The sequence below is a fragment of the Kluyvera intermedia genome (genome assembly GCF_034424175.1).
Taxonomy (GTDB): domain Bacteria; phylum Pseudomonadota; class Gammaproteobacteria; order Enterobacterales; family Enterobacteriaceae; genus Kluyvera; species Kluyvera intermedia.
This window is the reverse complement of record NZ_CP139986.1, coordinates 2,874,960-2,899,489: the sequence shown is the minus strand read 5'-3', so window position 1 is coordinate 2,899,489 and position 24,530 is coordinate 2,874,960. Positions and strand designations below refer to the sequence as shown.

Here is a 24,530-nt window from a genome sequence, read left to right as displayed (position 1 = left end):
AGCATGACCGAAAGAATTCAGGTGCTGCAGGGCGATATCACTCGCCTCGAGGTGGATGTTATTGTCAATGCCGCCAACCCGTCGCTAATGGGCGGCGGCGGTGTCGATGGTGCTATTCACCGAGCCGCTGGACCTGCATTGCAGGAAGCTTGCGCCGTTGTGCGTCAGCAGCAGGGCACCTGCCCACCTGGGCATGCGGTGATTACCCATGCGGGAAATCTCAAAGCGAAAGCAGTGATTCATACCGTCGGGCCGGTGTGGCAGGGGGGAGGGGAGCACGAAGCGTCGCTGTTAGAGCAGGCCTACCGCAATAGTTTGCAGTTGGCGCTGGATAACGGTTACCACACACTGGCGTTTCCAGCTATTTCGACCGGTGCGTATGGGTATCCTCATGAAGCAGCCGTAGAAATCGCCGTTAATACGGTTGCCGCTTTTTTGACTCGCCGAAGCCTGCCTGAGGTTGTCTATTTTGTTTGTTTTGATGAAGAGATGTTGGCGTTATATCAACATCAACTGAGCCAGACCCGCATTCCGAGTCTGGCTAATGACGCCAATACTTAACGGCTAGCCGTCTGCGCTTTTTCGACCTTTTGCTGCGGTTTTCCGGAGAACAGGAAACGCAGCAGCGGAATGCGCAGATGAATTTCATAGAGCACGATTGCGCAGCCGACAACGAAGATAAGACCGGTGGTAAAGCCCAGCAAATTTGAGCTGATATTTGGCATAATCCACGCGCCATAGAACAGCGTTAAGGGATGATGGACCAGATAGATGAACAAAGAGGCATTGACGAAATAGGTCACTCGCGATGACTGGAAATTCAGAAGACGATAGCCAAACGAGAACACCACGTTGACCATCCACAGCCCCAGCACCATTGTAATCACGTATTCTGTTTCATACATCCACGCATCACCCGACCCATAACGCTGGTTCATGAGATAAGCGACAAACCCGAGTAATGCCGCAAAAATGCACCAGGGAGAAGGGGTGGTAAAGAGCGCTTTTAGCCGAGGGTGGATAAAGGCCAGTGCGCCCAGAATAAAGAACGGTACGTAAAAAAGCGTTTGCATCACGACGAAGTTAAACAAGCCATCACTTAAGATCGGCGGATAGAGCAGGAAAAGCGTACGGCGAACGGCGGCGTAAACCACGCCCAGCAGTAGAAATATCAGCGTCAGTTTTGCCATCGACATATTATCGAAAAGATCGGCTCGTCTGCGCATCTGGCGACGGCGCATCAGGCGGAATGCGGCAATCCCAATCGTGGTCAATACGACGAGCACCAGCAAGAACCACAGGTGTGATACCAGTTCCCAGGCCAACGTATTATATTTTTGATAGAAACTGAGCGTGTGCCAGCTTTCCGTCTTACCCTTTACATATTGCAACATCAGAAATTGCGGCAACGTGAGCAGTGGGATCGCGGTCAGCAATGGGATGCCAACGCGCTCTACGCGGACTTTCCACCACTTTTTAAGTGGATAACGCAAAAAAAGCATATAGGAAAAGTAGCCGGAGATAACAAAGAACACCTGCATGCGAAAAGCGTGAATAAAATCGTTAAACAGCGTCAGCCACCATGAGGGTGTTTCGCTGTTCATATGCCAGGTATGGCTGGAGTAAAGTAATGAGATGTGAAAGGGTATTCCCAGTAGCATCAACCAGGCCCGAATGGAGTCGAGGAAGTATTCACGCTGTGCGGGTTTGTTATTCATAGGGTTAGGCAAGATTCTCAGACTAATCGCCTTACGTAGCCAGACGATAAAGATTACATTCGTTGGCAACCCTACACTAACTCTGGTTACCTGTCTCCAGGATAAGCACGCAAAGTGCAAAGTGCAGTGACCAGTTGCTTACTCCATAAGCCACTGCACTGAACAATATGGGGATTATGTTGTCGGATTGCTTGAATTTCCAGTAAAATGGATCGGATCGATTTAAGCACACAAAGGGGGAAGTGCTTAGTTATATGAAACATACACCACAGATGATGAAACTGCGTTGGTTAGGCGCAGCCGTAATGTTGTCCCTGTGTACTTCATCTGCATGGGCATTCACTATTGATGACGTTGCGAAGCAGGCTAAGTCGCTGGCGGATAAAAGCTACGAAGCGCCGAAAAGCAACCTGCCATCCGTGTTCCGCGATATGAAATATGCGGACTACCAGCAAATCCAGTTCAACCACGATAAGGCCTACTGGAACAAAATAAAGACCCCATTTAAGCTCGAATTCTACCACCAGGGTATGTACTTCGACACGCCGGTGACCATTAATGAAGTCACGGCGACTTCCGTGCGTAAAATTAAATACAGCCCGGACTATTTTACTTTTGGTGACGTTAAACACGATAAAGACACGGTGAAAGACCTTGGTTTCGCCGGTTTTAAAGTGCTTTACCCTGTCAACAGCAAAGATAAAAACGACGAAATCGTGAGCATGCTGGGTGCTAGCTATTTCCGCGTGCTCGGTCAGGGCCAGGTATATGGTCTGTCCGCGCGTGGTCTGGCTATCGACACCGCTTTGCCATCCGGTGAAGAGTTCCCTCGCTTCCGTGAATACTGGATTGAGCGTCCGAAAGCCAATGATAAACGCCTGACTATCTATGCGCTGCTGGACTCTCCACGTGCAACCGGTGCTTACCGTTTCGTGGTTATGCCTGGTCGCGATACCGTGGTTGACGTACAGACCAAAATCTATCTTCGCGATAAAGTCGGCAAATTGGGTGTCGCACCGTTAACCAGTATGTTCCTGTTTGGGCCAAATCAGCCGTCGCAGGCGACCAACTATCGTCCAGAACTGCATGATTCAAACGGTTTGTCGATTCATGCGGGTAACGATGAGTGGATTTGGCGTCCGCTGAACAACCCTAAACACTTGGCCGTAAGCAGCTTTGCTACCGAAAACCCACAGGGCTTTGGTTTGCTGCAGCGTGGCCGTCAGTTCTCGCACTTTGAAGATCTTGACGACCGCTATGATCTGCGTCCAAGCGCCTGGATCACCCCAAAAGGTGACTGGGGTAAAGGGACCGTTGAACTGGTAGAAATTCCGACCAACGACGAAACCAACGATAACATCGTCGCTTACTGGACGCCGGACAAGTTGCCGGAAGCCGGTAAAGAGATGAACTACAAGTACACCATCACCTTCACCCGTGACGAAGAAAAACTGCACGACGCTGACAGCGCTTATGTTATGCAGACCCGTCGTTCTACCGGTGATGTGAAACAGTCTAATCTGATTCGTCAGCCAGACGGTACGGTGGCCTTCGTGGTCGACTTCACCGGCGCAGATATGCGCAAAATGCCGCAGGATACGCCGGTAACGGCGCAGGCCAGCATTGGCGACAACGGTGAAATCGTCGAAAACAGCGTTCGCTACAACCCGGTCACCAAAGGTTGGCGCTTAACGCTGCGCGTGAAAGTGAAAGATCCGAAGAAAACCACTGAAATGCGCGCCGCACTGGTCAACGCCGATCAGCCGCTGAGTGAAACCTGGAGCTATCAGCTGCCTGCAAATGAATAACACAACGAAGTACATCGACGCACTGTCGCTTACGGATACCGAAAAAGCAGCGCTTCCCAGCACGAGTATTCGTGCTGTTCATGAAGCGCTTGATGGCGAACATCAGACTTTTTCCCGTGATGATGACACGCCCCTGGCATCCGTTAAGGCCCGGCTCGAACAGAGCTGGCCTGACTCTCTGGCGGGCGATCAGCTCACCAAAGATGATGAAGGACGTGCTCAGCTTAAGGCGATGCCGAAGGCAACGCGTTCTTCTATGTTCCCCGATCCTTGGCGGACAAACCCGGTGGGGCGTTTTTGGGATCGCCTTCGTGGACGTGATGTTACGCCACGCTATCTTTCCCGCCTGACCAAAGAAGAGCAGGAGCATGAGGCAAAATGGCGTACGGTGGGTTCTTTACGCCGCTATACGCTGCTCATCCTGACGCTGGCGCAGACCGTAGTGGCTACCTGGTACATGAAGACCATTCTTCCGTATCAAGGATGGGCGTTGATCAATCCTGCCGATATGGTTGGACAAAACGTCTGGGTCTCCTTTATGCAGCTGCTGCCGTATTTGCTGCAAACGGGGATCCTTATCCTGTTCGCGGTGCTGTTCTGCTGGGTTTCTGCCGGTTTCTGGACCGCGCTGATGGGCTTCCTGCAACTGCTGATAGGTCGCGATAAATACAGTATTTCTGCCTCGACGGTAGGCGATGAGCCGCTGAATCCGGAACACCGGACGGCGCTGATTATGCCTATCTGTAATGAGGACGTGTCCCGCGTATTTGCGGGTCTGCGTGCGACCTGGGAGTCTGTTAAAGCAACCGGGCAGGAGAAACACTTTGACGTCTACATCTTAAGTGACAGCTACAATCCGGACATCTGCGTTGCAGAACAAAAGGCCTGGATGGAGCTTATCGCAGAGGTGCAGGGCGAAGGGCAGATCTTCTACCGTCGTCGTCGTCGTCGTGTGAAACGTAAAAGTGGCAACATTGATGACTTCTGTCGTCGCTGGGGCAATCAGTATAGCTACATGGTGGTGCTGGACGCCGACTCCGTAATGTCCGGCGACTGTCTGACCAACCTGGTGCGCCTGATGGAAGCGAACCCGAATGCGGGGATCATCCAGTCTTCACCGCGCGCCTCCGGAATGGACACGCTGTATGCACGTTGTCAGCAGTTTGCGACTCGTGTCTACGGACCGCTGTTTACCGCGGGCCTGCACTTCTGGCAGTTGGGGGAATCGCACTACTGGGGCCACAACGCTATTATCCGCGTGAAACCGTTTATCGAGCACTGTGCGCTGGCACCGTTGCCGGGTGACGGTAACTTTGCTGGCTCCATTTTGTCGCATGACTTCGTTGAAGCTGCGCTGATGCGTCGTGCAGGGTGGGGCGTGTGGATTGCCTATGACCTGCCGGGCTCCTATGAAGAACTGCCGCCGAATCTGCTGGATGAACTCAAGCGTGACCGTCGATGGTGTCAGGGTAACCTGATGAACTTCCGTCTGTTCCTGGTCAAAGGTATGCACCCGGTACACCGTGCGGTGTTCCTGACGGGGGTTATGTCTTACCTCTCCGCGCCGCTGTGGTTTATGTTCCTGGCCTTGTCGACCGCGTTACAGGTTGTCCATGCGCTGACTGAGCCACAGTACTTCCTGCAACCACGCCAGCTGTTCCCGGTGTGGCCGCAGTGGCGTCCTGAGCTGGCGATTGCGCTGTTTGCTTCCACGATGGTGCTGCTGTTCCTACCGAAATTGCTGAGCATTATTCTGGTGTGGTGCAAAGGCTCTAAAGAGTACGGTGGTTTCGTTCGCGTCACGATTTCTCTGCTGCTGGAAGTGCTGTTCTCAGTACTGCTGGCGCCGGTGCGTATGCTGTTCCACACCGTGTTCGTGGTCAGCGCATTCCTCGGTTGGGAAGTGGTCTGGAACTCGCCGCAGCGTGATGATGACTCTACGCCGTGGGGTGAAGCCTTTATGCGTCATGGCTCGCAGATGCTGCTGGGCCTGGTCTGGGCCGTTGGCATGGCGTGGCTGGATCTGCGCTTCCTGTTCTGGCTGGCGCCGATTGTCTTCTCGCTGATTCTGTCGCCGTTTGTGTCGGTGGTGTCCAGCAGGGCAACCAACGGACTGCGCTCCAAGCGCTGGAAATTGTTCTTGATCCCAGAGGAATACAACACGCCGAAAGTGCTGGCCGATACCGAAGCGTATCTGAAGCTTAACCGCGAACGCATCCTCGATGATGGCTTTATGCATGCGGTGTTTAACCCGTCGTTTAATGCCCTGGCGACAGCCATGGCGACAGCGCGTCACCGTGCCAGCCATGTGCTGGAGATCGCTCGCGATCGTCATGTTGAGCAGGCACTGAACGAAACGCCGGAAAAACTCAATCGCGACCGTCGTCTGGTGCTGCTGAGCGACCCGGTGACGCTGGCGCGTTTGCACTATCGTGTCTGGGCTTCGCCTGAGAGATATACGTCCTGGGTGAGTGAGTACGATAAGCTGAAGCTGAACCCGTTGGCATTAAAAACGAAATAAGGGTGATAGGCTTCCGACCGGTAGCCCGGACGAGGTGGTTACACCGACTCCGGGGATGCGTGGAAGACATATTCACCGACAGAAAATACCGGCATACTGTGCCGGTATTTTTTTGCCTGTTTAATGAGGAATGACGACGTGATACGAATTATCCTGGTCTCTGCTATGGCGCTAGTGCTGAGTGGTTGCGGCAGTATTATCAGCCGGACAATCCCGGGGCAGGGCCACGGGAATCAGTATTATCCAGGGGTACAATGGGACTTGCGTGATTCAGCGTGGCGTTACGTGACTATCCTCGATCTGCCGTTCTCGCTGGTCTTTGATACTTTACTGTTGCCCATTGACGCCAGCCATGGTCCTTACGAGTAACTAGCGTTCATCCCATTCGTCAGCCGCGGCCTGACCCTCTTCGGTATCCTGTGAGGGTTCAAGCTGGTACTCGCCTTCATCCCATTCGTGCAGCGTATTTTCTTCGATCCACTCCTGGCGCAGTTCCACTTCATCGAAATCGCCGTCGAACACGCTCTGAGCGGCTTCGCCGCTGAGCATCGGCAAGCATTCACCTTGTTCGTCATCGTCGGCAAAGAACTCGACCTGCCACATAATGTCGCCGTCTTGCTGAATGTACTTCTGCATATTGAATTGCTGTACATTCGCGTCACCTTCCTCAAGGCCAGGATTATCGGCGAGGAACGTTTCGCGAGCCGCATCAATAGCTTCTTCGAGTGTGGCGTATAAAGTCATCTCAACTCCCTGCAATTTGATGGGTATTCAGGGAAATAATAGCTTAAGTTTTTACTTGTACACGCCCGGCGCTTTTAATTTATACAAACCACCGGGCAAGTGTATTAAGGGCGGGAAGGGGATGCGCGGCGGCGTAGGCTGATTCCGGTGTAAATGGCGTTAATCAACACCACCATAGCGGTGACGCAAAATACGGCTCTGAAGCCGTACTGTGCCGAGACTGCGGCACCGATCAACGGCCCGGTGACGTTCCCGATATCGCGAAATGATTGGTTATAGCTGAAAATACGTCCGGCAATTTGGTTACTTGAGTTGTACACCAGTAACGTTTGTACGGCAGGCAGCAGCGCACCATCTGCGGCACCCAGCAGAAAACGTAAGATACCCAGTTGCCACGGCGTCTGAACAAACGACATGGGGATTAGCAGCAGCACCGATACCACTAAGGCCACAATCAGGATTTTCTCCGGGCCGATACGGTCGCCTAACTTACCCAGACGCGGCGCGCACAGCAGCGCTGCAACGCCGGGCACCGAGGCTATCATGCCGCTGATAAACGCAATATTGCTGATATTCCCCGCTAAGTCGCGCACATACAGCGTCAGAATCGGCGCAATTGAACCGGTGGCGACCTGAATAATCAATGTGGTCACAAACAGGCTCAGCACCAGTTCGCGGTTCTTTAACGAGCCAAACACCTCTTTGACGTGCAGCATCTCTTTTTTAGACACTGGCGTGAACTGTTCACGAATAAAACACAGCGTCAGAACAAAGCAGATTAGCAGCACGGTGGCAGTCATAAAGAATACAGGCCTCAGGCCGTAGTTATCTGCCAGAAAACCTCCAGCGAGCGGCCCTAGCAATGCGCCGCTGACCGCACCTGTCGAGAGCGTACCCAGTGCCCAACCGCTTTTATGACGCGGAATTTGCGTGGCGATTAACGCATTCGCATTGGGAATAAAACCGCCCAGAAGCCCAAGTAGCGCCCGCAGAATCAGAAACTGCCAGATATTCTGCGCCAGCCCCATCAGCAGCATCACGATAGCCATCCCGAGGGCTGAACGCAGCAGCATAATTTTACGCCCCTTACGGTCAGCCAGCCCGCCCCACAACGGTGATGCAATGGCGGAGAACAGGAAGGTGATACTGAATACTAACCCAGACCACATGTTGAGCTGGCTATGGCCGGTGATGCCAAGTTGTTCGACGTAGAGGGGGAGAAAGGGCATTACCAGACTGAATGCGGCGCCGGTTAGAAAACAGCCTAGCCAGACGACAGCGAGATTACGCTTCCAGTTAATGGGCACATCTGAGGGTTGCATAAGATTCCGCGGGCGGTATCACGCCAAAAGGGTGTGTTTATAAGCCTGCTAATTATGCACCTGTGTTCATACCGTCGCAATGCGAGAAGCTTTTAAAGCTAAAACGCGCAGCCGGGGCTGCGCGTTTTGATGGTTAGTAGCGAGAGGGAACGCCTTCAGGCCGGGTTTTGAAGCGGCGGTGGAGCCACATATATTGCTCAGGCGCCATCATGATGCATTCTTCGATGATCTTGTTCATCCATGTCGCGGTGGTCTGCGCATCATCGAGTGGCGGATTGCACTCTGGCGGCAGAATAATCAGTTCGTAACCTTTACCATCAGGTTTACGGCGCGGAACGAACGGGACAACGCAGGCTTTGGACATCTTTGCCAGCATCCAGGTGCCGGAGGTTGTTGCAGCATCCTTAACGGCAAACAGCGGGGCAAATACGCTGGCGCGTGGGCCGTAATCGTGATCCGGTGCATACCAGATGATTTCACCATTTTTAAGGGCGCGTACCATGCCTTTAAGATCTTTGCGGTCAATCATATCTTTATTGGAGCGCATACGACCCCAGGTTTGCATCAAGTCAATAACCGGGTTGTCGTTTGGACGATAGACACCAATCCCGGGATTGTGAATGCCGAACATGCGTGCGCCCATCTCTAGCGTCAGGAAATGAATACCGATCAGCAAAACACCACGCCCGGAATCCTGTACGGCGCGAATGTGTTCAAGGCCACTGGCGTCCATCCAACGATTGACCCGGCGTGTTGGCCAAAACCAGGCAATCCCGGTTTCGATGACGCCCATGCCGACCGACTCAAAGTTTTTGACGACCATCTGATGACGTTCTGCATCCGTCTTCTCGGGGAAACACAGTTCAAGATTGCGGTAAGCAATTTTCGCGCGGCGCTTCATAAAGCGCAAAGACAGCCTGCCCAGGCTATTCCCCAATCGGTAAAGAACCGGATACGGTAACTGCACGATTAACCACAAAAAACCCACACCTAACCAGTATGGCCAGTATCGGGGATGTAATAGTGCGGCGGTAAATTTGGGTAACTGGGTCATGTCTATCCTGTTGTCATGAGCAACTGACGCTATTGTTGCACTTTTTTCCTGTCATCCAAAACGACCAGCTCTCGACTGACGCTAATTCAAACAATTGTTTTTCTTAGGTGATGATTGATGATGATAATGTAGCGCAAAATGCAGGGATGTAAATTAACAGTGATTGCTATATTATGCGCGGCGTTTATTACTAAACCCATCAATTCAATTTTGCAGGATAAGAACACCATGCCAGTGTTACATAACCGCATATCGAATGAGACGCTGAAAGCGCAGATGCTGGCTGAAACTGAGCCACGCACCACTATCTCATTCTATAAATATTTCACCATCGTCGACCCAAAAGCGACCCGTGATGCTCTCTACGTGGCGTTGTCAGCGTTGAATGTCTTTGGCCGCGTCTATCTTGCACGTGAAGGGATCAATGCGCAGATTAGCGTTCCTGCGAGCAATGTTGATGCACTGCGTGCATGCCTGGACAGCTTCGACCCGGCCCTGAAGAATTTGCGCCTAAATATTGCGCTTGACGATGACGGCAAATCTTTCTGGGTGCTACGCATGAAAGTGCGCGATCGCATTGTGGCCGATGGCATTGAGGATCCGACTTTTGATGCCAGCAATGTGGGTAAGTATTTGAAGGCGGCGGAAGTTAACGCCATGCTCGATGACCCTGATGCGGTGTTTATCGATATGCGTAACCATTATGAATACGAAGTCGGCCATTTTGATAATGCGCTAGAAATTCCTGCGGATACCTTCCGCGAACAGCTGCCAAAAGCGGTTGAGATGATGCAGGAAAACAAAGATAAAAAAATTGTGATGTACTGCACCGGTGGCATCCGCTGTGAAAAAGCCAGCGCTTTTATGAAGCATAACGGCTTTAAACAGGTATGGCATATAGAAGGCGGTATCATTGAGTACGCGCGCCGCGCTCGCGAACAAGGTCTGCCGGTGCGTTTTATCGGTAAGAATTTTGTCTTTGACGAACGTATGGGCGAGCGTATTTCTGATGAAGTGATTTCCCATTGTCACCAGTGTGGTTCATCGTGTGATAGCCATACCAATTGCTTGAATGATGGATGCCACCTGCTGTTTATCCAGTGCCCGGTTTGCGCCGTAAAATATGAGGGTTGCTGCAGCGAAGCCTGTCAGGAAGAGCATAAACTGCCGGAAGAAGAGCAGCGACTGCGCCGGGCTGGGCGTGAAAATGGCAATAAGATCTTTAATAAATCGCGTGGCCGTTTAAATACCCAACTGGGTATTCCTGACCCGGAAACCAGCAGCAACTAGCTAAAATAGAGATACGCGACGTCGAGCAGGGCCAGCAGGAGCGAAAGCAACAGATAGAGCATCAGGTGTTCGCGGATGTTGTTGATAAGGAAGTCGAGCAGGCGACGCATAGTATTCTCTAATGAACGGCCCCGGTAATACGGGGCCGTTTTGTTATTAATGGTTAAAACGGTCTAGCGCAAAGGCGCTCAGATCAAACTCAGGCGTTTGTTGTTGAGCAAACTGGGCGGCAATTTCCCCCAGTACCGTTGCAAATTTAAAACCGTGACCGCTCAGACCGCCGATAAACAGCACATCCGGTTGGCCCGGTAGCGTGTCGATAATAAAGTCTTCATCCGGTGAATTATCGTAGGTGCAGGCTGCCCCGTGTAGACAGCCACCGATACCCGGCAGGATTTGTCGCAGGAAACTGAACGCTTCAGAACCGTCAGTGGCTACCGCGCCGAAAGCTTTACGCTCTTCCGGGCTGTTGATTATCTGTCCACCATTATGCTTACCAATTTTTAGTGCATCATCCACCGCCGGGAAACCGTAGAACTGGTCACCATTAGGTAACTCACCGGTAAACGCCGGGAAGTTATTCTTTTGACTGTAGCGGCCGTCGGCCTGGAACCAGGAGAACACCTTGCGCACCGGCTGAATTGGCAGCTCTGGATAGAGTTGCTTGACCCAGGTTCCCGCAGTCAATAACAGCTTTTTACCCTGCCAACTTCCTTCAGATGTCTCAATCGTTACGCCGCTAGCGTCGCTTTTAATGGCGGTGACCGGGCAATTGAAGAGCTGTGCGCAACCCGCATCTTTTGCCATGGCGATCAGCGTCTTGACTGCCAGTTCGCTTTTCAACACCCCAGAGTCAGGTTCGAAAATAGCCTGATAATCCTGTGGCACGGTAATTTCCGGCCAGCGTTTCATGACCGCAGCCGCATCAAGATGCTCTATCGGTAGTGAAAATTGGGCGGCACTTTGGGCAACGGTATTGAGAAAAGTGGAGTCAGCAGGGCCAAGATTGACCACGCCGCTGCGTTCAAAAATATCTTCACCGCTAGCTGCGGCTAATTCATCCCACAGCGTCTGAGCGCGCAGCACCAGCGGCACGTACTTCTCGCCTTCGCCATAGGCGTGACGCATCAAACGGGTATCGCCGTGATGACTACCGTGCTGGTGGGGAGGCATATGGGCGTCAGTCATCAGGACATTTAAGCCCGCTTTACGGGCATAATAACCCGCCGCAGCACCTACTGAGCCGCTGCCAATAATGATGAGATCGTATTGCATAGTCTTTCCTGACGCGATGATAAGGCGTGAAACAGTGTCTGGTAGAGTAATTAACCTACAGTTGTTATACAAGTGTGGAAATAATTAAGGCACCCGAAGGTGCCTGTTTGCGCTTAATTCGAGGAAAGTATCGCTATTAATGCCTGCGATACTCGTTGGCCTGATAATCGCCAGATTCAATTTTGGCAATCCCAGCTTCCAGAATAGAAATAAATTGACGTGCGACGTCCGTCGTTAGCCACAGCGTCTGGCCAACTTCTGCTTCTTTGTTGCTCGATTCATTGGGGTCTTGGTAGTGCAGGCGCAACATCAGCGCGTCGTAGCTGTCTACGGTGCTGATGTCCCATCCGACGAGGGGATGGGTCTGGATGACTTCATTATTCTTTTCCATCATAACCCCTTATTTATGCGTTAAAGGCAACAACAACTCTCGAGGTTTAATGCGATTTTTAGTGAAGCTTTATCAGTATACAACAATTTAAGCAATACTCGAAAATTGAGGTCAAAAGCAACATAAATTCCTGAGTAGCGTGTTGTTTGCACAATAAACAAGCATGTAGCGCATTGTTTTTGCGTCTGATATTAAATAATGGGGATGGATGGCAGGAATAACAACCAGATAAAGATTAAAAAAAGCCGGGGCGACCCGGCAAAAACACAATGTTGTGACAAAGGTTAATCAGTGATGAACCAGTCGTCAGCACTCTCCCAGGTTTCCTGGAGTATTTCGGTGATACGGTCTTTATCTTCTTTGATGCCACCGATGACGGAGAGGTTATTGTTCGCGGCATAGCGCACGCTGACGCTACCTCCACGGTCAGGAAATTGGTCATTAATACGGCGGGAAAGTTCGTCTGCCAGTGCGTCTAAGGCGCCGGCGGGTAGCGTGGTAGTTTTTGCTACGGTGACTTCAATACGCATAATTGCCCCCTGTGTAATATACTGTATATTTATACAGTCACCTTCGTGAATTTACAACAGGGAGCGCGAATTTATTTTTTTACAGTCCAGCGCAGAGTTTCACCGGCGAGGAATGGCACCAGCGTGTCGTCGCTGAGCGCGATACTTTCGGCGACAATACTTTCTTCACGCACCAGTTCAACAAAATCTTCATTGACCGGCAAGCCGTAGAAGCGTGGTCCGTTCAGCGAACAGAAGGCCTCAAAGTGCTCAAGGGCATTCATCTCTTCGAACACAGTGGCATAGCTACCCAGTGCGGTCGGGGCATTGAAGCAGCCAGCACAGCCGCAGCTCGCCTCTTTACGATGGCGAGCATGAGGCGCGGAGTCAGTGCCGAGGAAAGCACGGGTAAAACCGCTGGCAACCAGTTCACGCAGCGCCTGCTGGTGGACGTTACGCTTAAGAATTGGCAGGCAGTAAAGGTGAGGGCGTACGCCGCCAACCAGCATATGATTGCGGTTAAACATCAGGTGCTGTGGTGTAATCGTGGCGGCAATAAGGTCATTGCCATCGCGCACGTATTCCGCCGCGTCTTTGGTGGTGATATGTTCAAACACGACCTTCAGGCCCGGCAGCCGCTTGCGCAGTGGCTCCATGACGGTATCGATAAAGCGCGCTTCGCGGTCGAAAATGTCGATATCGGCGTGGGTCACTTCCCCGTGAACCAGCAGCGGCATCCCCAGTTCCTCCATACGCTCAAGCACCGGCATAATGGCATCAGTACTGGTAACACCATGGCTGGAATTGGTGGTGGCATTCGCAGGGTAGAGTTTGGCAGCGGTAAAAACGCCTTCATTGAAGCCACGCTCAAGCTCGTTGGCATCCAGCGTGTCGGTCAAATAGCAGGTCATCAGCGGCGTAAAGTTATGGCCTGCCGGAACCGCGTCGAGAATACGCTGGCGGTAAGCCATTGCCGCATCCACGGTGGTAATGGGTGGCGCCAGATTCGGCATGATAATCGCGCGACCATACAGTTCACTGGTATACGGAACAACCGTGTTCAGCATCTCGCCATCGCGAAGGTGAATATGCCAGTCATCAGGGCGGCGGATTTTCAGAACTTGAGGTAATGCGGTCATGGGAGACTCCGGCTGGTGAGAGATCAGTCATAATGGCTGCTTTTTGCCGGGCACTAAGGATAAGCGTAAACGTTTTCCTTTGCATCCTTTTTAAGTAAAAAACTGCCCGGTAATACCGGGCAGTGAGGGATCGAATTAGTTAGTGAATGGGATAATAATTTCACCCGGTTTAACTTCGATTCCTTTAGCATATTTCTTCGCCAGCGCTTCACCCTGGCTGGCGTCCTCTTTCAGCACGTAGGCAGGCTGCTTGTTAAAGTAGGTGCGTAGTGACTGATTAAGATAAGGGATGAGTGTCTGCACCACCGACTGCATTTTTTCCGGTGAGACTTTGGCATCGACCACTTCCATTTCCTGAAGATAAATTGCGCCTTCTTGCTGATTAAACACCGGTAACGCTTTCAGGGTCAGGGCGATATTGGCTTTCTGGCTGCCGAACAGTGAGTTCAGATCCAGTTTTGCATCACCGCTAAGCGTGACTTTGTTCGGCTCGGTACGGCCAATCGAGCTGGTCAGATTGTTTAAAACAATATGGGCGTCGGCAACGCCAGGTACCCCGATATCTTTGGAGAAATTATTGCGCTTTTGCAGCGCCTGATTAATCTCCTGTTCGCTCACGGAGTACTGCGTAAGCTGATTACAGCCGACAACCAGACCGCTTATGATCAAAGCGGCAATGACTAACAATTTTTTCATGGGGTTCCTCAGCGTGAAGCATCGTGTTCATCCTGACAGACAGCAGCATACGATGCCAGTATGTTTCCGACAGCGGAAAATACTGAAAGTGCCGCCGGAGGGCAAAATCAATTGTCTGCAATCGGGATATTCTTCTGACTTACGTAAATTCTGATGCTGATAACAGGCTGGACAATAACGGCTAACGCTTTGACGTATTGTCGACTTTTGATGACTCGTCTGTCGCCTTATGTGGATTCAAAAAGTCGGCGTCATCTCCCGCTTTATCGTCATTCACCGCTTTTTTAAAGCCTTTCAATGCTGCACCAACATCGGTGCCAAGCGTGGCCAGTTTTTTGGTGCCGAACAATAAAATAACCAGCACGGCAATCACCAGCAGTTTGGTAATACTAATTTCACCCATCATGAACCTTTTTTGCAGATAAAGAAGAGTGCCGCCGATTTGCCAATGACTCACGGCACGAGATTTTCTGATGGGGGATTTTCGCAAAGCGTGGGGGATTTTATTTGTCTGAAAATGGCATAAAAAACGGAAATACGTCGAAGAAATAACCACTCCGAATTCTCTCGACTTCTCAAGCGGTTAGCATTGACGAGAAACATATTGATTTTGCCGGGTTATCTCACCTTTTGACGTATTGCCAGCGACACCACTTTTTTATCACAATGCAAAATAACAGATTGTTTTTTCATTGGCCGCCTTCGGGCAGGTATAGTGAAATGACCAGGGTATACGTTGGGTACGGGAGTAGTGAGATGTTTGGCTATCGCAGTAGTGTACCGAAAGTACGGTTGACCACCGACCGACTTGTTGTGCGATTGGTTCATGAGAGGGACGCCTGGCGTCTGGCTGATTACTATGCAGAGAATCGGCAGTTTTTAAAACCCTGGGAACCGATCCGTGATGACAGCCATTGTTATCCCTCGGGCTGGCAGGCGCGGCTGTCGATGATTAATGAATTTCATAAACAGGGAACGGCCTATTACTTCGCGCTGCTCGATCCTGAAGAGAAAGAGATTATCGGCGTGGCTAATTTTTCCAACGTCGTGCGCGGTTCGTTCCACGCCTGTTACCTCGGTTACTCCATTTCGCAAAAATGGCAGGGACAGGGGATGATGTATGAGGCGCTGACCAGCGCCATTCGTTATATGCAGCGTACGAAACATATCCACCGTATCATGGCCAATTACATGCCCCATAACCAGCGCAGCGGCGGACTGCTGGCACGTCTGGGATTTGAAAAAGAAGGGTATGCAAAAGACTATTTACTGATTGATGGCGAGTGGCGTGACCATGTGCTTACCGCGTTAACCACCCCACAATGGACTGCCGGTCGATAAGGAGACAAAGATGAAATATCAATTAAGCCCGCTGGAAGCGCGTGTTATCGGCTGTTTGCTGGAAAAACAGGTGACTACGCCGGAGCAGTATCCGCTGTCAATTAACGGTGTCGCCACCGCCTGCAACCAGAAAACCAACCGTGAACCGGTGATGACACTAAGCGATGCCGAGGTACAGGATCAACTGGATATGCTGGTTAAGCGCCACTATCTGCGTACGGTCAGCGGTTTTGGCAACCGCGTCACCAAGTATGAACAACGTTTTTGTAATTCGGAATTTGGCGACCTTAAACTGTCGAGCGCTGAGGTTGCACTGGTGACCACGCTGCTGTTACGCGGCGCTCAAACGCCGGGCGAATTGCGTGGACGTGCGCAGCGCATGCACGAATTTGGCGATATGGCTGAGGTTGAAAATACGCTTGAACGTCTGGCTAATCGCGAAGATGGCCCGTTTGTCGTGCGTCTGCCGCGTGAGCCAGGAAAACGCGAGAGTCGCTATATGCATCTGTTCAGCGGTGAGGTTGACGTTGACACGATGGCGACAAGCCAGCCTGATGCATCGGGTGCTAATGATGATTTACGCGACCGCGTTCTTGCGCTTGAAGGCGAGGTTGCCGAGTTAAAACAGCGTCTGGACTCACTGCTGGCACATCTCGGGGAGTAATCAGCATGGCTAAATTACGCATTGGTGTCGTCGGTCTTGGCGGTATCGCGCAGAAAGCATGGCTGCCGGTGTTAAGCGCCGCGACCGACTGGACACTACAGGCCGCCTGGTCGCCGGGGAAAGAAAAAGCGCTGCGGGTGTGTGAAACTTACCGCCTGCCTTACGCCGACTCGCTGGCGACTCTGGCCGCTCAGTGCGATGCCGTGTTTGTTCACAGTTCAACAGCGTCGCATTATGCGGTGGTGAGCGAGCTACTCAATGCCGGCGTTCATGTCTGCGTCGATAAACCGTTGGCTGACAAACTGGACGATGCCGAACGGTTGGTCGCCCTGGCGGCGCGTAAGCATCTGACGCTGATGGTCGGTTTTAATCGTCGATTCTCTCCGCTGTATCAGGAGCTGAAAACACGTGCCGGGGAGATGTCGTCGCTGCGTATGGATAAACATCGCGCCGATAGCGTTGGCCCGCATGATTTGCGTTTTACGCTGTTGGATGATTATTTGCACGTGGTGGATACCGCGCTATGGCTGGCAGACGGGAAGGCGAAGCTGAGCGGTGGCGTGTTAAGTACCACCGATGAAGGCTGTATGTTCTATGCCGAACACCATTTCAGCCAACCGGGCTTGCAGATAACCACCAGTATGCACCGGCGGGCAGGTAGCCAGCGGGAATGGGTGCAGGCAGTGGCCGACGGTGGACTGTACGAAGTCACGGATATGCGTGAATGGCGGGAAGAGCGCGGTGCCGGTATTGTCACCCGACCAATACCTGGCTGGCAAACGACCCTCGAACAACGCGGTTTCGTCGGTTGCGCGCGACATTTTATTGAATGCGTGCAAAATCAGACGGTTCCGGAAACGGCCGGTGAGCAGGCGATTTTCGCCCAGCGCATTGTAGAAGGGTTATGGCGCGAAGCCATTCGCGAATAAGCGCAGATCCTGAGACGATCCCGGTGTCACTGCGTTCGACCGGGCTACAGACAGCGTATAACCGGTAGCCCGGACGAGACGCGACAGCGCCGACTCCGGGGAGCCCCCGGTGCCACTCTCCGCTAGTGAGACAGACTCTAACCCGCTGTAACATCTGAGAGTAGCAATTCACCCCGAACCCGGTAGACTAACGCCACTTTTTCAGCGCCCGCTGATGGGGCGTTTTGTTCCGGGTTGTGGAATCACAGATTAATGAACCTACTTAAATCGCTGGCAGCTGTCAGCTCGATGACCATGTTTTCGCGCGTATTGGGATTTGCGCGCGACGCGATTGTGGCGAGGATTTTCGGTGCCGGGATGGCAACGGATGCCTTTTTCGTGGCGTTTAAGCTGCCGAACCTGCTACGCCGTATTTTTGCTGAAGGGGCATTCTCTCAGGCGTTCGTGCCTATTCTTGCTGAATACAAAAGTAAGCAGGGCGAGGATGCGACTCGCGTATTTGTTTCGTATGTCTCAGGCCTTCTGACCTTAGCGCTGGCGGTGATTACCGTGCTGGGGATGATTGCCGCTCCGTGGGTGATAACCATCACCGCCCCTGGATTTGCCAATACCGCAGAGAAGTTTACGCTGACAACCCAACTGCTGCGTATCACCTTCCCCTACATTCTGCTGATCTCGCTGGCCTCGCTGGTGGGGGCTATCCTCAATACGTGGAACCGTTTCTCCGTTCCAGCCTTTGCGCCAACCTTCCTGAACGTCAGCATGATTGGCTTTGCGCTGTTTGCTGCACCGTACTTCAATCCGCCGGTGCTGGCACTGGCGTGGGCCGTCACCGTGGGCGGCGTATTGCAGCTTGCCTATCAGCTGCCGCACCTGAAAAAGATCGGTATGCTGGTGCTGCCGCGAGTCAGCTTTAAAGATGCGGGCGCGGTGCGTGTGATAAAACAGATGGGCCCAGCTATTTTGGGCGTGTCGGTGAGCCAAATCTCACTGATTATCAACACCATTTTTGCATCATTCCTGGTATCAGGCTCCGTCTCCTGGATGTACTACGCCGACCGCTTGATGGAGTTTCCGTCCGGCGTGCTGGGTGTCGCGCTGGGGACAATTCTGCTGCCATCGCTGTCAAAAAGCTTTGCCAGCGGCAACCATGATGAATATCAGCGCCTGATGGATTGGGGATTACGTCTGTGTTTCCTGCTGGCGCTACCGAGTGCCGTGGCGTTGGGTATTCTGGCGAAACCGTTGACCGTAGCCCTGTTCCAGTACGGAAAATTCACCGCATTTGACGCGGCGATGACCCAGCGCGCGCTGGTCGCGTACTCTGTGGGCCTGATGGGATTGATTGTGGTGAAAGTCCTGGCGCCGGGCTTCTATTCGCGTCAGGACATCAAAACGCCGGTAAAAATTGCGATTGTGACGCTGATTTTGACCCAGGTGATGAACCTGGCATTTATTGGTCCACTCAAGCATGCCGGGTTATCGTTGTCGATTGGTCTGGCGGCTTGCCTTAACGCGGCGCTGCTGTACTGGCAACTACGCAAACAAAAAATCTTCACCCCGCAGCCAGGGTGGCGTCTGTTCTTAGTCCGTCTGGTAGTGTCTGTGCTGGTCATGGCCGCGGCGTTACTGGGGATGATGCATGTGATGCCGGAATGGTCACAAGGAACGATGCTGTATCGCTTGCTGCGCCTGATTAGCGTAGTGGTAGTGGGTGTGGTGGCTTACTTTGCGACACTGGCGGTGCTGGGGTTCAAAATCAAAGAGTTTGCCCGCCGCACGGCGTAAGCAAAATAAATCTGGCGGGGCTCATTCCGTGGCCCCGCATACCTTCAAACTGAAAACTTCTTCGCGCTGCGCGCCACACCATTGCTGGCAGTCTGACCATCTTTACCGTAAAGGCCGGTTTCCTGGTACGGCTTGAGCACATCGATCGCCTGCTGATTACGCACAATCTGTCCTTCGAGCAGCCAGCCGTTATGCTGGTTTTTACGGCGTAATTCTTGCGTTGAGTCGGTGATTGCCTGCCAGCGTTCGCTTATTCCTTCTTCTGCATTGCGCTGGGCATTTTGCTCGACGCGACGCTGCTTCTCCAGATAGTCTAAGGTTGCCAGCAAAGAGCTTTTCTCTTCGGTGATGCTGGCAAGTTGCAGGCCGTTAACGTTGCCTGCGGAGAGCTGATGTTGCTCAGCATCCATCACCTCATTTAACGAGGTCAGGATGCTGGTCATTTGGTCGAGAATTGCTGACAAACCGCTCATGTGCTTATTTACTCTGCAAATAGTCTTGCGTGTCCTGAATCAATGCGTCAGCAATTTTGCCGGTGTCCATCTTCAATTCACCGTTGCGGATTGCCGTTTTGAGTTCTTCAACACGCGCCATATTAATATCGCTGCTGCCAGAGCGCGTTAATGCCGTCTGTGCATTGCTCAGGGTGACGCTCGCGCTGGTGGCGGTGGTGGTTTGTTCCGTACGGGCCTTTTGCGCGCTGGTTTCTGGCGTTTCGCGCGGTTGTACGCTGGTGACAGCTTTCAGAGGTGATGTACGATCGATGCTCATGGTTCTTTCCTCATGGAGGCTCTGGTATGGGCGCAGGCGCCGACTCTCATTAATTGTTAATTATCTATCGGCAAGCGACACGGTTTCTTTATGACGTTTATAGATTAATCAGAATATTCCCATCAGTATTCACCTGTCCGCTCACAACCTGTCCTGACGACATTCGCACGCGAGCGTTTTGCGAAACACCCGCATTATTTAATGCCTGGCCTTCACCGTTAATACTGAATCCCTCACCCTGCGCAATCACCTGAACTTTCTGCCCGGCCTTGACGCGCCATGATTGACGCACCATCGACAGTTGAATCGGCTGACCAATCGCCACGTCGCGCAGGCTGATAGCGTCCTCGGTTTGCGCAAGCGTCAGCATTGTGCGCGGTGGCAACTGATCTAATCGTCCACGCATTAAGGTCACGCTCTGTGCTTCAATCGGCGCGCCACGCACGATAGGGGTGGCAGCGACGACGTAATCACCGACAGCCTGCACGCTCACCTGCAAATATTGTTTCGCATTCCCACACTGCGCCAACACCGTCAGGTTTCCCCAAAGGCGTGAATTGCCTGGTGTACTGAACGTCGGATTCTCACAGGCCAGTTTCAAATTCTGCGTATTTCGCAGACTGACGTTGACCTCATCACTAAAACCGGTCAGCCGCGCACTAAAAAAATCGCGCAGTTGCGTCTGAATATCGGCGGCCTGAGCCAGCGGGCTAAAAGCCAGTATCGCTGCGGTTAACGGGGCAATGAGCTGACGCATTGAACGCTCCAGTGGATGGCGAATGTATGCATTTTACCCATATGTCGGTGACATCAACGCAATAAATAGCGACGCATATTGCGCTTATTCCGGCGATAACGCGCGTGTAAGGGGAATTAAGCTGTGAGCTGAAACTTTGCCATTAGCGGAGGAGACATGCTCGATAAACTCGACGCCGCATTACGTTTTCAGCAAGAAGCTCTAAACCTGCGCGCGGAGCGTCAGGAAATTCTGGCCGCCAATATCGCGAACGCGGATACCCCTGGGTATCAGGCGCGCGATATTGATTTTTCCAGTGAACTTAAAAAAGTGATGGCGCGCGGGCGGGCGGAAAACAGCGGAGTTGCGCTGACGCTGACCTCTTCACGCCATATTCCCGCCCAGACCATTTCGACGCCTGAAGCCGATTTGCTGTACCGCATTCCTGACCAACCCGCTATGGACGGTAACACCGTCGATATGGACCGGGAACGCACGCAGTTTGCCGATAACAGCCTCCAGTACCAGACCGGGCTTACGGTTCTGGGCGGACAAATCAAGGGCATGATGAGTGTCCTGCAGCAGGGGAACTAACCCATGGCATTACTCAATATCTTCGACGTCGCCGGGTCTGCGTTAACCGCGCAGTCTAAGCGTCTGAACGTCGCCGCCAGTAACCTGGCGAACGCTGACAGTGTCGCCGGTCCCGACGGACAGCCGTATCGCGCAAAGCAGGTCGTTTTCCAGGTTGATGCGCCAATCGGTGCCGCGACCGGCGGTGTCAAAGTGGCGGATGTCGTGGAGAGTCAGGAGCCTGACAAGATGGTGTATCAGCCGGGTAACCCGCTGGCGGATGCCAAAGGGTATGTCCGCATGCCTAATGTGGACGTCGTAGGGGAAATGGTGAACACCATGTCGGCATCGCGCAGCTATCAGGCGAACGTCGAGGTGTTGAACACCGTAAAAAGCATGATGCTTAAAACACTGACGCTTGGGCAATAAGGAGATAACAATGTCCATCGTATCCAATATTAATGATACCGCCAGCAGTACCGCGACATCTTCATCGTCGTCGGTGAGCAGTACGGGAACCAACAGTTCCTCGGATCTTCAAAGCAGTTTTCTGACGCTTTTGGTGGCGCAGCTGAAAAACCAGGATCCCACCAACCCGCTGCAAAACAATGAATTAACCTCACAGCTGGCACAGATCAGCACCCTGAGCGGCATTGAGAAGCTCAACACTACCCTCGGGTCTATTTCCGGGCAAATCGATAACAGCCAATCGTTGCAGGCCAGCTCACTGGTCGGTCGCGGGGTCATGATTCCGGGAACCTCGATACTGGCTGGTAAAAGCAGTAGCAGTGACAGCGTAGACACCACGCCGTTTGGCATTGAGCTGTCTCAGGCGGCAGAGAAAGTGACGGCCACCATCACCGACGGTAACGGCAAAGTTGTCCGCACGCTGAATATGGGCGCGCAGACCGCAGGCGTACACACCTTTACCTGGGACGGTTTGATGGATGACGGCGCTGCGGTGCCGGATGGTGCTTACACCATCAACTTTGCGGCAAGTCAGGGGACGACACAGTTGGTCGCTCAGCCGTTGCAGTTCGCGTTGGTGCAGGGCGTTACGCTTGGCAAAGACGGCAATAAGCTGGATTTAGGCACTTACGGTACCACCACGCTGGATGAGGTTCGCCAGATTATCTAAGCCTTTCTACACGTCATTATTCAGGCAGCTGTAAAGCGACTTGAATGATTTCGTGCATCACTATTTCAGGAGAGACGTTATGGCTTTTTCACAAGCGGTCAGCGGTTTAAACGCGGCTGCCACTAACCTCGATGTTATCGGCAACAACATCGCTAACTCCGCCACCTACGGGTTTAAATCCGGGTCGGCGTCTTTTGCCGATATGTTTGCCGGCTCCAAAGTGGGTCTTGGCGTTAAAGTGGCAGGGATCACTCAGGATTTCACCGACGGCACCACGACCAGTACCGGACGTGCGCTGGATGTTGCTATCAGTCAGAACGGTTTCTTCCGTCTGGTCGATAACAGCGGCACGGTGTACTACAGCCGCAACGGTCAATTCTCACTCGATGAAGACCGTAACCTGGTGAATTCTCAGGGCTTGAAGCTGACCGGCTACCCGGCAAGTGGTACGCCTCCAACTATTCAGCAGGGGGCAAACCCGGTAGGACTGTCGATTCCGAACTCACTGATGTCGGCTAAAGCCTCAACGACCGGCACCATGCAGATGAACCTGAATTCCACGGATAGCACTATCACTAAAACGTTCAATGTCAGCGACCCGGACACCTACAACAAAAAAGGTACCGTCACCGTTTACGACAGTCTGGGTAACTCCCACGATTTGAACGTTTACTACGTGAAAACAGCGGCGAATAAGTGGGATGTCTACACGCAAGATACCAGCGTCAGCGGTGCAGCAGCCGTGAAAGCGGCGCAGATGGGCTTTAATGACAACGGTACGCTGACATCAGTATCTAACTATATTGACGATACTGCTAACCCAGGGACGTTAATTCTCGGCCCGGCTAACGCCAACCCTGAAATCAATATCGCGCTGGCTTCTCTCAATGGCTCACAGGCGAGCAACTTCTCCCTGAGCTTCCTGAATTCCATGCAGCAAAACACCGGTTCAAGTGATGTTGTTGCCACCACGCAGAACGGCTATGAGCCGGGCAGCCTGGTGAGCTATCAGGTCAACGATGATGGCTCGGTGGTCGGTAACTACTCCAACCGTCAAAGCCAGTTGCTGGGGCAGATTGTGCTCGCCAACTTCTCAAACACCGGTGGCCTGCAATCTGAAGGCGATAACGTCTGGTCAGCGACACAATCTTCCGGCGTGGCGCTACTGGGTACGGCGGGGACGGGCAACTTCGGCTCGCTGACCAATGGCGCGCTGGAAGCATCCAACGTCGATCTGAGTAAGGAGCTGGTGAATATGATCGTCGCGCAGCGTAACTATCAGTCGAATGCGCAGACTATCAAAACCCAGGATCAGATCCTTAACACTTTGGTTAACCTACGTTAATCCTCTAACAGGGTGACCTTATGGATCACGCGATATATACGGCAATGGGCGCCGCCAGCCAGACCATGCAACAGCAAGCGGTCACGGCGAGCAACCTTGCGAACACGTCAACGCCGGGCTTTCGCGCGCAGCTCAATGCTATGCGCGCGATGCCGGTAATGGGGCCGTCCGTGGAGACCCGTACGCTGGTCGCCGCCACCACGCCGGGAGCCGATATGACTCCGGGACAACTGGACTATACCGCGCGCCCGCTGGATGTGGCGGTTCAGCAGGATGGTTGGCTGGCGGTGCAGTCGGCGGATGGCAGTGAAGGCTATACCCGCAACGGTAATATCCAGGTCGACTCGACCGGTCAACTGACCATTCAGGGTCATCCGGTTATCGGCGATGCCGGTCCACTGAGCGTGCCGGAAGGTTCGCAGGTGACCATTGCTGCGGACGGTACGATTTCGGCATTGACGCCTGGAGACCCGGCTAACACGGTGTCACCGGTCGGCAAACTGAAAGTGGTCAAAGCCAATGCAACGGAAGTCACGCGCGGTGACGATGGGCTTTTCCACCTGACGCCGCAGGCCGTGGCGACGCGTGGACAGACCCTACAGGCCGATCCGACGCTGCGCCTGCAGTCCGGCGTGCTGGAAGGCAGTAACGTGAAACCCGTGGCGGCGATGGCAGAGATGATCGCCAGCTCCCGCCGTTTTGAAATGCAAATGAAGGTTATCAGCAGCGTGGATGAAAACACGCAGAAAGCTAACCAGTTGCTGTCAATGAGCTAAGG

At 52.8% G+C, this 24,530-nt stretch carries 28 protein-coding genes; 14 read left to right on the top strand and 14 right to left on the bottom strand.

Going from position 1 to position 24,530, the window contains the following annotated elements; all coding sequences use genetic code 11:
- The first annotated feature begins 3 nt into the window (after positions 1–3).
- On the top strand, positions 4–561 hold the full coding sequence (gene ymdB / locus U0026_RS14080; RefSeq protein ID WP_062777972.1) for an O-acetyl-ADP-ribose deacetylase: 558 nt from the start codon (positions 4–6) through the stop codon (positions 559–561).
- Here the strand turns inward: ymdB and mdoC are convergent.
- Positions 558–1,718 (bottom strand): glucans biosynthesis protein MdoC, encoded by a 1,161-nt coding sequence (gene mdoC / locus U0026_RS14075; protein WP_062777971.1) that lies wholly within the window; start codon positions 1,716–1,718, stop codon positions 558–560. The two genes, ymdB and mdoC, sit on opposite strands and share 4 nt — an antisense overlap.
- A 272-nt stretch (positions 1,719–1,990) precedes the next feature.
- Here mdoC and mdoG point away from each other — a divergent pair, with 272 nt between their 5' ends.
- The 3 genes from mdoG (at position 1,991) to U0026_RS14060 (ending at position 6,416) form a co-directional block, all read left to right on the top strand.
- The gene (gene mdoG, locus U0026_RS14070; RefSeq protein WP_126441008.1) at positions 1,991–3,526 is read left to right on the top strand and encodes a glucans biosynthesis protein MdoG; all 1,536 of its coding nucleotides are present in this window, start codon (positions 1,991–1,993) and stop codon (positions 3,524–3,526) included.
- Complete coding sequence (gene mdoH / locus U0026_RS14065) at positions 3,519–6,047, top strand: glucans biosynthesis glucosyltransferase MdoH (protein WP_062777966.1); 2,529 nt, start codon at positions 3,519–3,521, stop codon at positions 6,045–6,047. Before mdoG ends, mdoH begins: the two co-directional genes overlap by 8 nt.
- A gap of 141 nt (positions 6,048–6,188) precedes the next feature.
- Positions 6,189–6,416 carry a YceK/YidQ family lipoprotein gene (locus tag U0026_RS14060; RefSeq protein WP_062777981.1) on the top strand — a complete coding sequence of 76 codons (228 nt, stop codon included), beginning with the start codon at positions 6,189–6,191 and terminating at the stop codon, positions 6,414–6,416.
- Here U0026_RS14060 and U0026_RS14055 read toward each other — a convergent pair whose 3' ends face one another.
- The 3 genes from U0026_RS14055 to U0026_RS14045 form a co-directional block, all read right to left on the bottom strand.
- On the bottom strand, positions 6,417–6,791 hold the full coding sequence (locus U0026_RS14055; protein ID WP_062777965.1) for a MysB family protein: 375 nt from the start codon (positions 6,789–6,791) through the stop codon (positions 6,417–6,419).
- Positions 6,792–6,895: 104 nt separating this feature from the next.
- Positions 6,896–8,113 carry a multidrug efflux MFS transporter MdtG gene (gene mdtG, locus U0026_RS14050; RefSeq protein ID WP_062777962.1) on the bottom strand — a complete coding sequence of 406 codons (1,218 nt, stop codon included), beginning with the start codon at positions 8,111–8,113 and terminating at the stop codon, positions 6,896–6,898.
- A 133-nt stretch (positions 8,114–8,246) separates the two neighbouring features.
- A complete protein-coding gene (locus tag U0026_RS14045) occupies positions 8,247–9,167 on the bottom strand; it encodes a Kdo(2)-lipid IV(A) acyltransferase (RefSeq protein ID WP_062777960.1) in 921 nt (306 codons plus the stop codon).
- A 228-nt stretch (positions 9,168–9,395) separates the two neighbouring features.
- Here U0026_RS14045 and trhO point away from each other — a divergent pair, with 228 nt between their 5' ends.
- Positions 9,396–10,457: an oxygen-dependent tRNA uridine(34) hydroxylase TrhO gene (trhO, locus tag U0026_RS14040; RefSeq protein WP_062777958.1), complete on the top strand. Its 1,062-nt coding sequence runs from the start codon at positions 9,396–9,398 to the stop codon at positions 10,455–10,457.
- Here trhO and U0026_RS14035 read toward each other — a convergent pair.
- From U0026_RS14035 to tatE, 7 genes are all read right to left on the bottom strand, one after another.
- On the bottom strand, positions 10,454–10,567 hold the full coding sequence (locus U0026_RS14035) for a DUF2770 family protein (RefSeq protein ID WP_073971202.1): 114 nt from the start codon (positions 10,565–10,567) through the stop codon (positions 10,454–10,456). The two genes, trhO and U0026_RS14035, sit on opposite strands and share 4 nt — an antisense overlap.
- Positions 10,568–10,613: 46 nt before the next feature.
- Positions 10,614–11,732, bottom strand: coding sequence for an N-methyl-L-tryptophan oxidase (gene solA / locus U0026_RS14030; RefSeq protein WP_062777956.1), 1,119 nt, complete (start codon positions 11,730–11,732; stop codon positions 10,614–10,616).
- Positions 11,733–11,868: 136 nt separating this feature from the next.
- Positions 11,869–12,123, bottom strand: coding sequence for a biofilm formation regulator BssS (bssS, locus tag U0026_RS14025; RefSeq protein ID WP_062777954.1), 255 nt, complete (start codon positions 12,121–12,123; stop codon positions 11,869–11,871).
- 284 nt (positions 12,124–12,407) lie between these two features.
- A complete protein-coding gene (gene dinI / locus U0026_RS14020) occupies positions 12,408–12,653 on the bottom strand; it encodes a DNA damage-inducible protein I (protein ID WP_062777952.1) in 246 nt (81 codons plus the stop codon).
- A gap of 71 nt (positions 12,654–12,724) precedes the next feature.
- Positions 12,725–13,771 carry a dihydroorotase gene (gene pyrC, locus U0026_RS14015; RefSeq protein ID WP_062777950.1) on the bottom strand — a complete coding sequence of 349 codons (1,047 nt, stop codon included), beginning with the start codon at positions 13,769–13,771 and terminating at the stop codon, positions 12,725–12,727.
- A gap of 135 nt (positions 13,772–13,906) precedes the next feature.
- On the bottom strand, positions 13,907–14,467 hold the full coding sequence (locus U0026_RS14010) for a lipoprotein (RefSeq protein WP_062777948.1): 561 nt from the start codon (positions 14,465–14,467) through the stop codon (positions 13,907–13,909).
- 181 nt (positions 14,468–14,648) lie between these two features.
- On the bottom strand, positions 14,649–14,870 hold the full coding sequence (gene tatE, locus U0026_RS14005; protein ID WP_082806332.1) for a twin-arginine translocase subunit TatE: 222 nt from the start codon (positions 14,868–14,870) through the stop codon (positions 14,649–14,651).
- 353 nt (positions 14,871–15,223) lie between these two features.
- On the opposite strand from tatE, the gene rimJ reads away from it, so the two are divergent.
- The 4 genes from rimJ (at position 15,224) to murJ (ending at position 19,189) form a co-directional block, all read left to right on the top strand.
- The gene (gene rimJ, locus U0026_RS14000) at positions 15,224–15,808 is read left to right on the top strand and encodes a ribosomal protein S5-alanine N-acetyltransferase (protein ID WP_062777946.1); all 585 of its coding nucleotides are present in this window, start codon (positions 15,224–15,226) and stop codon (positions 15,806–15,808) included.
- A gap of 10 nt (positions 15,809–15,818) precedes the next feature.
- Positions 15,819–16,472, top strand: a complete 654-nt coding sequence (locus tag U0026_RS13995) for a YceH family protein (protein WP_062777944.1) — start codon at positions 15,819–15,821, stop codon at positions 16,470–16,472.
- 5 nt (positions 16,473–16,477) lie between these two features.
- Entirely contained in the window at positions 16,478–17,401 is a 924-nt protein-coding gene (locus tag U0026_RS13990) for a Gfo/Idh/MocA family protein (protein ID WP_062777942.1), read from the top strand.
- A gap of 252 nt (positions 17,402–17,653) precedes the next feature.
- A complete protein-coding gene (gene murJ, locus U0026_RS13985; protein ID WP_062777941.1) occupies positions 17,654–19,189 on the top strand; it encodes a murein biosynthesis integral membrane protein MurJ in 1,536 nt (511 codons plus the stop codon).
- 44 nt (positions 19,190–19,233) lie between these two features.
- Here murJ and flgN read toward each other — a convergent pair whose 3' ends face one another.
- From flgN to flgA, 3 genes are all read right to left on the bottom strand, one after another.
- On the bottom strand, positions 19,234–19,662 hold the full coding sequence (flgN, locus tag U0026_RS13980; protein ID WP_062777939.1) for a flagella biosynthesis chaperone FlgN: 429 nt from the start codon (positions 19,660–19,662) through the stop codon (positions 19,234–19,236).
- A 4-nt stretch (positions 19,663–19,666) separates the two neighbouring features.
- The gene (flgM, locus tag U0026_RS13975; RefSeq protein WP_062777935.1) at positions 19,667–19,960 is read right to left on the bottom strand and encodes a flagellar biosynthesis anti-sigma factor FlgM; all 294 of its coding nucleotides are present in this window, start codon (positions 19,958–19,960) and stop codon (positions 19,667–19,669) included.
- Between the two features lie 97 nt (positions 19,961–20,057).
- A complete protein-coding gene (flgA, locus tag U0026_RS13970) occupies positions 20,058–20,717 on the bottom strand; it encodes a flagellar basal body P-ring formation chaperone FlgA (RefSeq protein WP_062777933.1) in 660 nt (219 codons plus the stop codon).
- A gap of 156 nt (positions 20,718–20,873) precedes the next feature.
- On the opposite strand from flgA, the gene flgB reads away from it, so the two are divergent.
- The 5 genes from flgB to U0026_RS13945 all read left to right on the top strand — a co-directional run bounded on the left by flgB (position 20,874) and on the right by U0026_RS13945 (position 24,528).
- Complete coding sequence (gene flgB, locus U0026_RS13965; RefSeq protein WP_062777931.1) at positions 20,874–21,290, top strand: flagellar basal body rod protein FlgB; 417 nt, start codon at positions 20,874–20,876, stop codon at positions 21,288–21,290.
- Between the two features lie 3 nt (positions 21,291–21,293).
- Entirely contained in the window at positions 21,294–21,698 is a 405-nt protein-coding gene (flgC, locus tag U0026_RS13960) for a flagellar basal body rod protein FlgC (RefSeq protein WP_062777929.1), read from the top strand.
- Positions 21,699–21,708: 10 nt separating this feature from the next.
- A complete protein-coding gene (gene flgD / locus U0026_RS13955) occupies positions 21,709–22,407 on the top strand; it encodes a flagellar hook assembly protein FlgD (protein WP_062777927.1) in 699 nt (232 codons plus the stop codon).
- 79 nt (positions 22,408–22,486) lie between these two features.
- Positions 22,487–23,752, top strand: coding sequence for a flagellar hook protein FlgE (gene flgE / locus U0026_RS13950; RefSeq protein WP_062777925.1), 1,266 nt, complete (start codon positions 22,487–22,489; stop codon positions 23,750–23,752).
- Between the two features lie 20 nt (positions 23,753–23,772).
- Complete coding sequence (locus tag U0026_RS13945; RefSeq protein ID WP_062777924.1) at positions 23,773–24,528, top strand: flagellar basal body rod protein FlgF; 756 nt, start codon at positions 23,773–23,775, stop codon at positions 24,526–24,528.
- Positions 24,529–24,530 lie beyond the last annotated feature (2 nt).

Coding starts and splice junctions, on each gene's coding strand:
- ymdB (WP_062777972.1), top strand. CDS start 4: ATGACCGAAAGAATTCAGGTGCTGCAGGGCGATATCACTCGCCTCGAG.
- mdoC (WP_062777971.1), bottom strand. CDS start 1,718: ATGAATAACAAACCCGCACAGCGTGAATACTTCCTCGACTCCATTCGG.
- mdoG (WP_126441008.1), top strand. CDS start 1,991: ATGATGAAACTGCGTTGGTTAGGCGCAGCCGTAATGTTGTCCCTGTGT.
- mdoH (WP_062777966.1), top strand. CDS start 3,519: ATGAATAACACAACGAAGTACATCGACGCACTGTCGCTTACGGATACC.
- U0026_RS14055 (WP_062777965.1), bottom strand. CDS start 6,791: ATGACTTTATACGCCACACTCGAAGAAGCTATTGATGCGGCTCGCGAA.
- mdtG (WP_062777962.1), bottom strand. CDS start 8,113: ATGCAACCCTCAGATGTGCCCATTAACTGGAAGCGTAATCTCGCTGTC.
- U0026_RS14045 (WP_062777960.1), bottom strand. CDS start 9,167: ATGACCCAGTTACCCAAATTTACCGCCGCACTATTACATCCCCGATAC.
- trhO (WP_062777958.1), top strand. CDS start 9,396: ATGCCAGTGTTACATAACCGCATATCGAATGAGACGCTGAAAGCGCAG.
- U0026_RS14035 (WP_073971202.1), bottom strand. CDS start 10,567: ATGCGTCGCCTGCTCGACTTCCTTATCAACAACATCCGCGAACACCTG.
- solA (WP_062777956.1), bottom strand. CDS start 11,732: ATGCAATACGATCTCATCATTATTGGCAGCGGCTCAGTAGGTGCTGCG.
- bssS (WP_062777954.1), bottom strand. CDS start 12,123: ATGGAAAAGAATAATGAAGTCATCCAGACCCATCCCCTCGTCGGATGG.
- dinI (WP_062777952.1), bottom strand. CDS start 12,653: ATGCGTATTGAAGTCACCGTAGCAAAAACTACCACGCTACCCGCCGGC.
- pyrC (WP_062777950.1), bottom strand. CDS start 13,771: ATGACCGCATTACCTCAAGTTCTGAAAATCCGCCGCCCTGATGACTGG.
- U0026_RS14010 (WP_062777948.1), bottom strand. CDS start 14,467: ATGAAAAAATTGTTAGTCATTGCCGCTTTGATCATAAGCGGTCTGGTT.
- tatE (WP_082806332.1), bottom strand. CDS start 14,870: ATGGGTGAAATTAGTATTACCAAACTGCTGGTGATTGCCGTGCTGGTT.
- rimJ (WP_062777946.1), top strand. CDS start 15,224: ATGTTTGGCTATCGCAGTAGTGTACCGAAAGTACGGTTGACCACCGAC.
- U0026_RS13995 (WP_062777944.1), top strand. CDS start 15,819: ATGAAATATCAATTAAGCCCGCTGGAAGCGCGTGTTATCGGCTGTTTG.
- U0026_RS13990 (WP_062777942.1), top strand. CDS start 16,478: ATGGCTAAATTACGCATTGGTGTCGTCGGTCTTGGCGGTATCGCGCAG.
- murJ (WP_062777941.1), top strand. CDS start 17,654: ATGAACCTACTTAAATCGCTGGCAGCTGTCAGCTCGATGACCATGTTT.
- flgN (WP_062777939.1), bottom strand. CDS start 19,662: ATGAGCGGTTTGTCAGCAATTCTCGACCAAATGACCAGCATCCTGACC.
- flgM (WP_062777935.1), bottom strand. CDS start 19,960: ATGAGCATCGATCGTACATCACCTCTGAAAGCTGTCACCAGCGTACAA.
- flgA (WP_062777933.1), bottom strand. CDS start 20,717: ATGCGTCAGCTCATTGCCCCGTTAACCGCAGCGATACTGGCTTTTAGC.
- flgB (WP_062777931.1), top strand. CDS start 20,874: ATGCTCGATAAACTCGACGCCGCATTACGTTTTCAGCAAGAAGCTCTA.
- flgC (WP_062777929.1), top strand. CDS start 21,294: ATGGCATTACTCAATATCTTCGACGTCGCCGGGTCTGCGTTAACCGCG.
- flgD (WP_062777927.1), top strand. CDS start 21,709: ATGTCCATCGTATCCAATATTAATGATACCGCCAGCAGTACCGCGACA.
- flgE (WP_062777925.1), top strand. CDS start 22,487: ATGGCTTTTTCACAAGCGGTCAGCGGTTTAAACGCGGCTGCCACTAAC.
- U0026_RS13945 (WP_062777924.1), top strand. CDS start 23,773: ATGGATCACGCGATATATACGGCAATGGGCGCCGCCAGCCAGACCATG.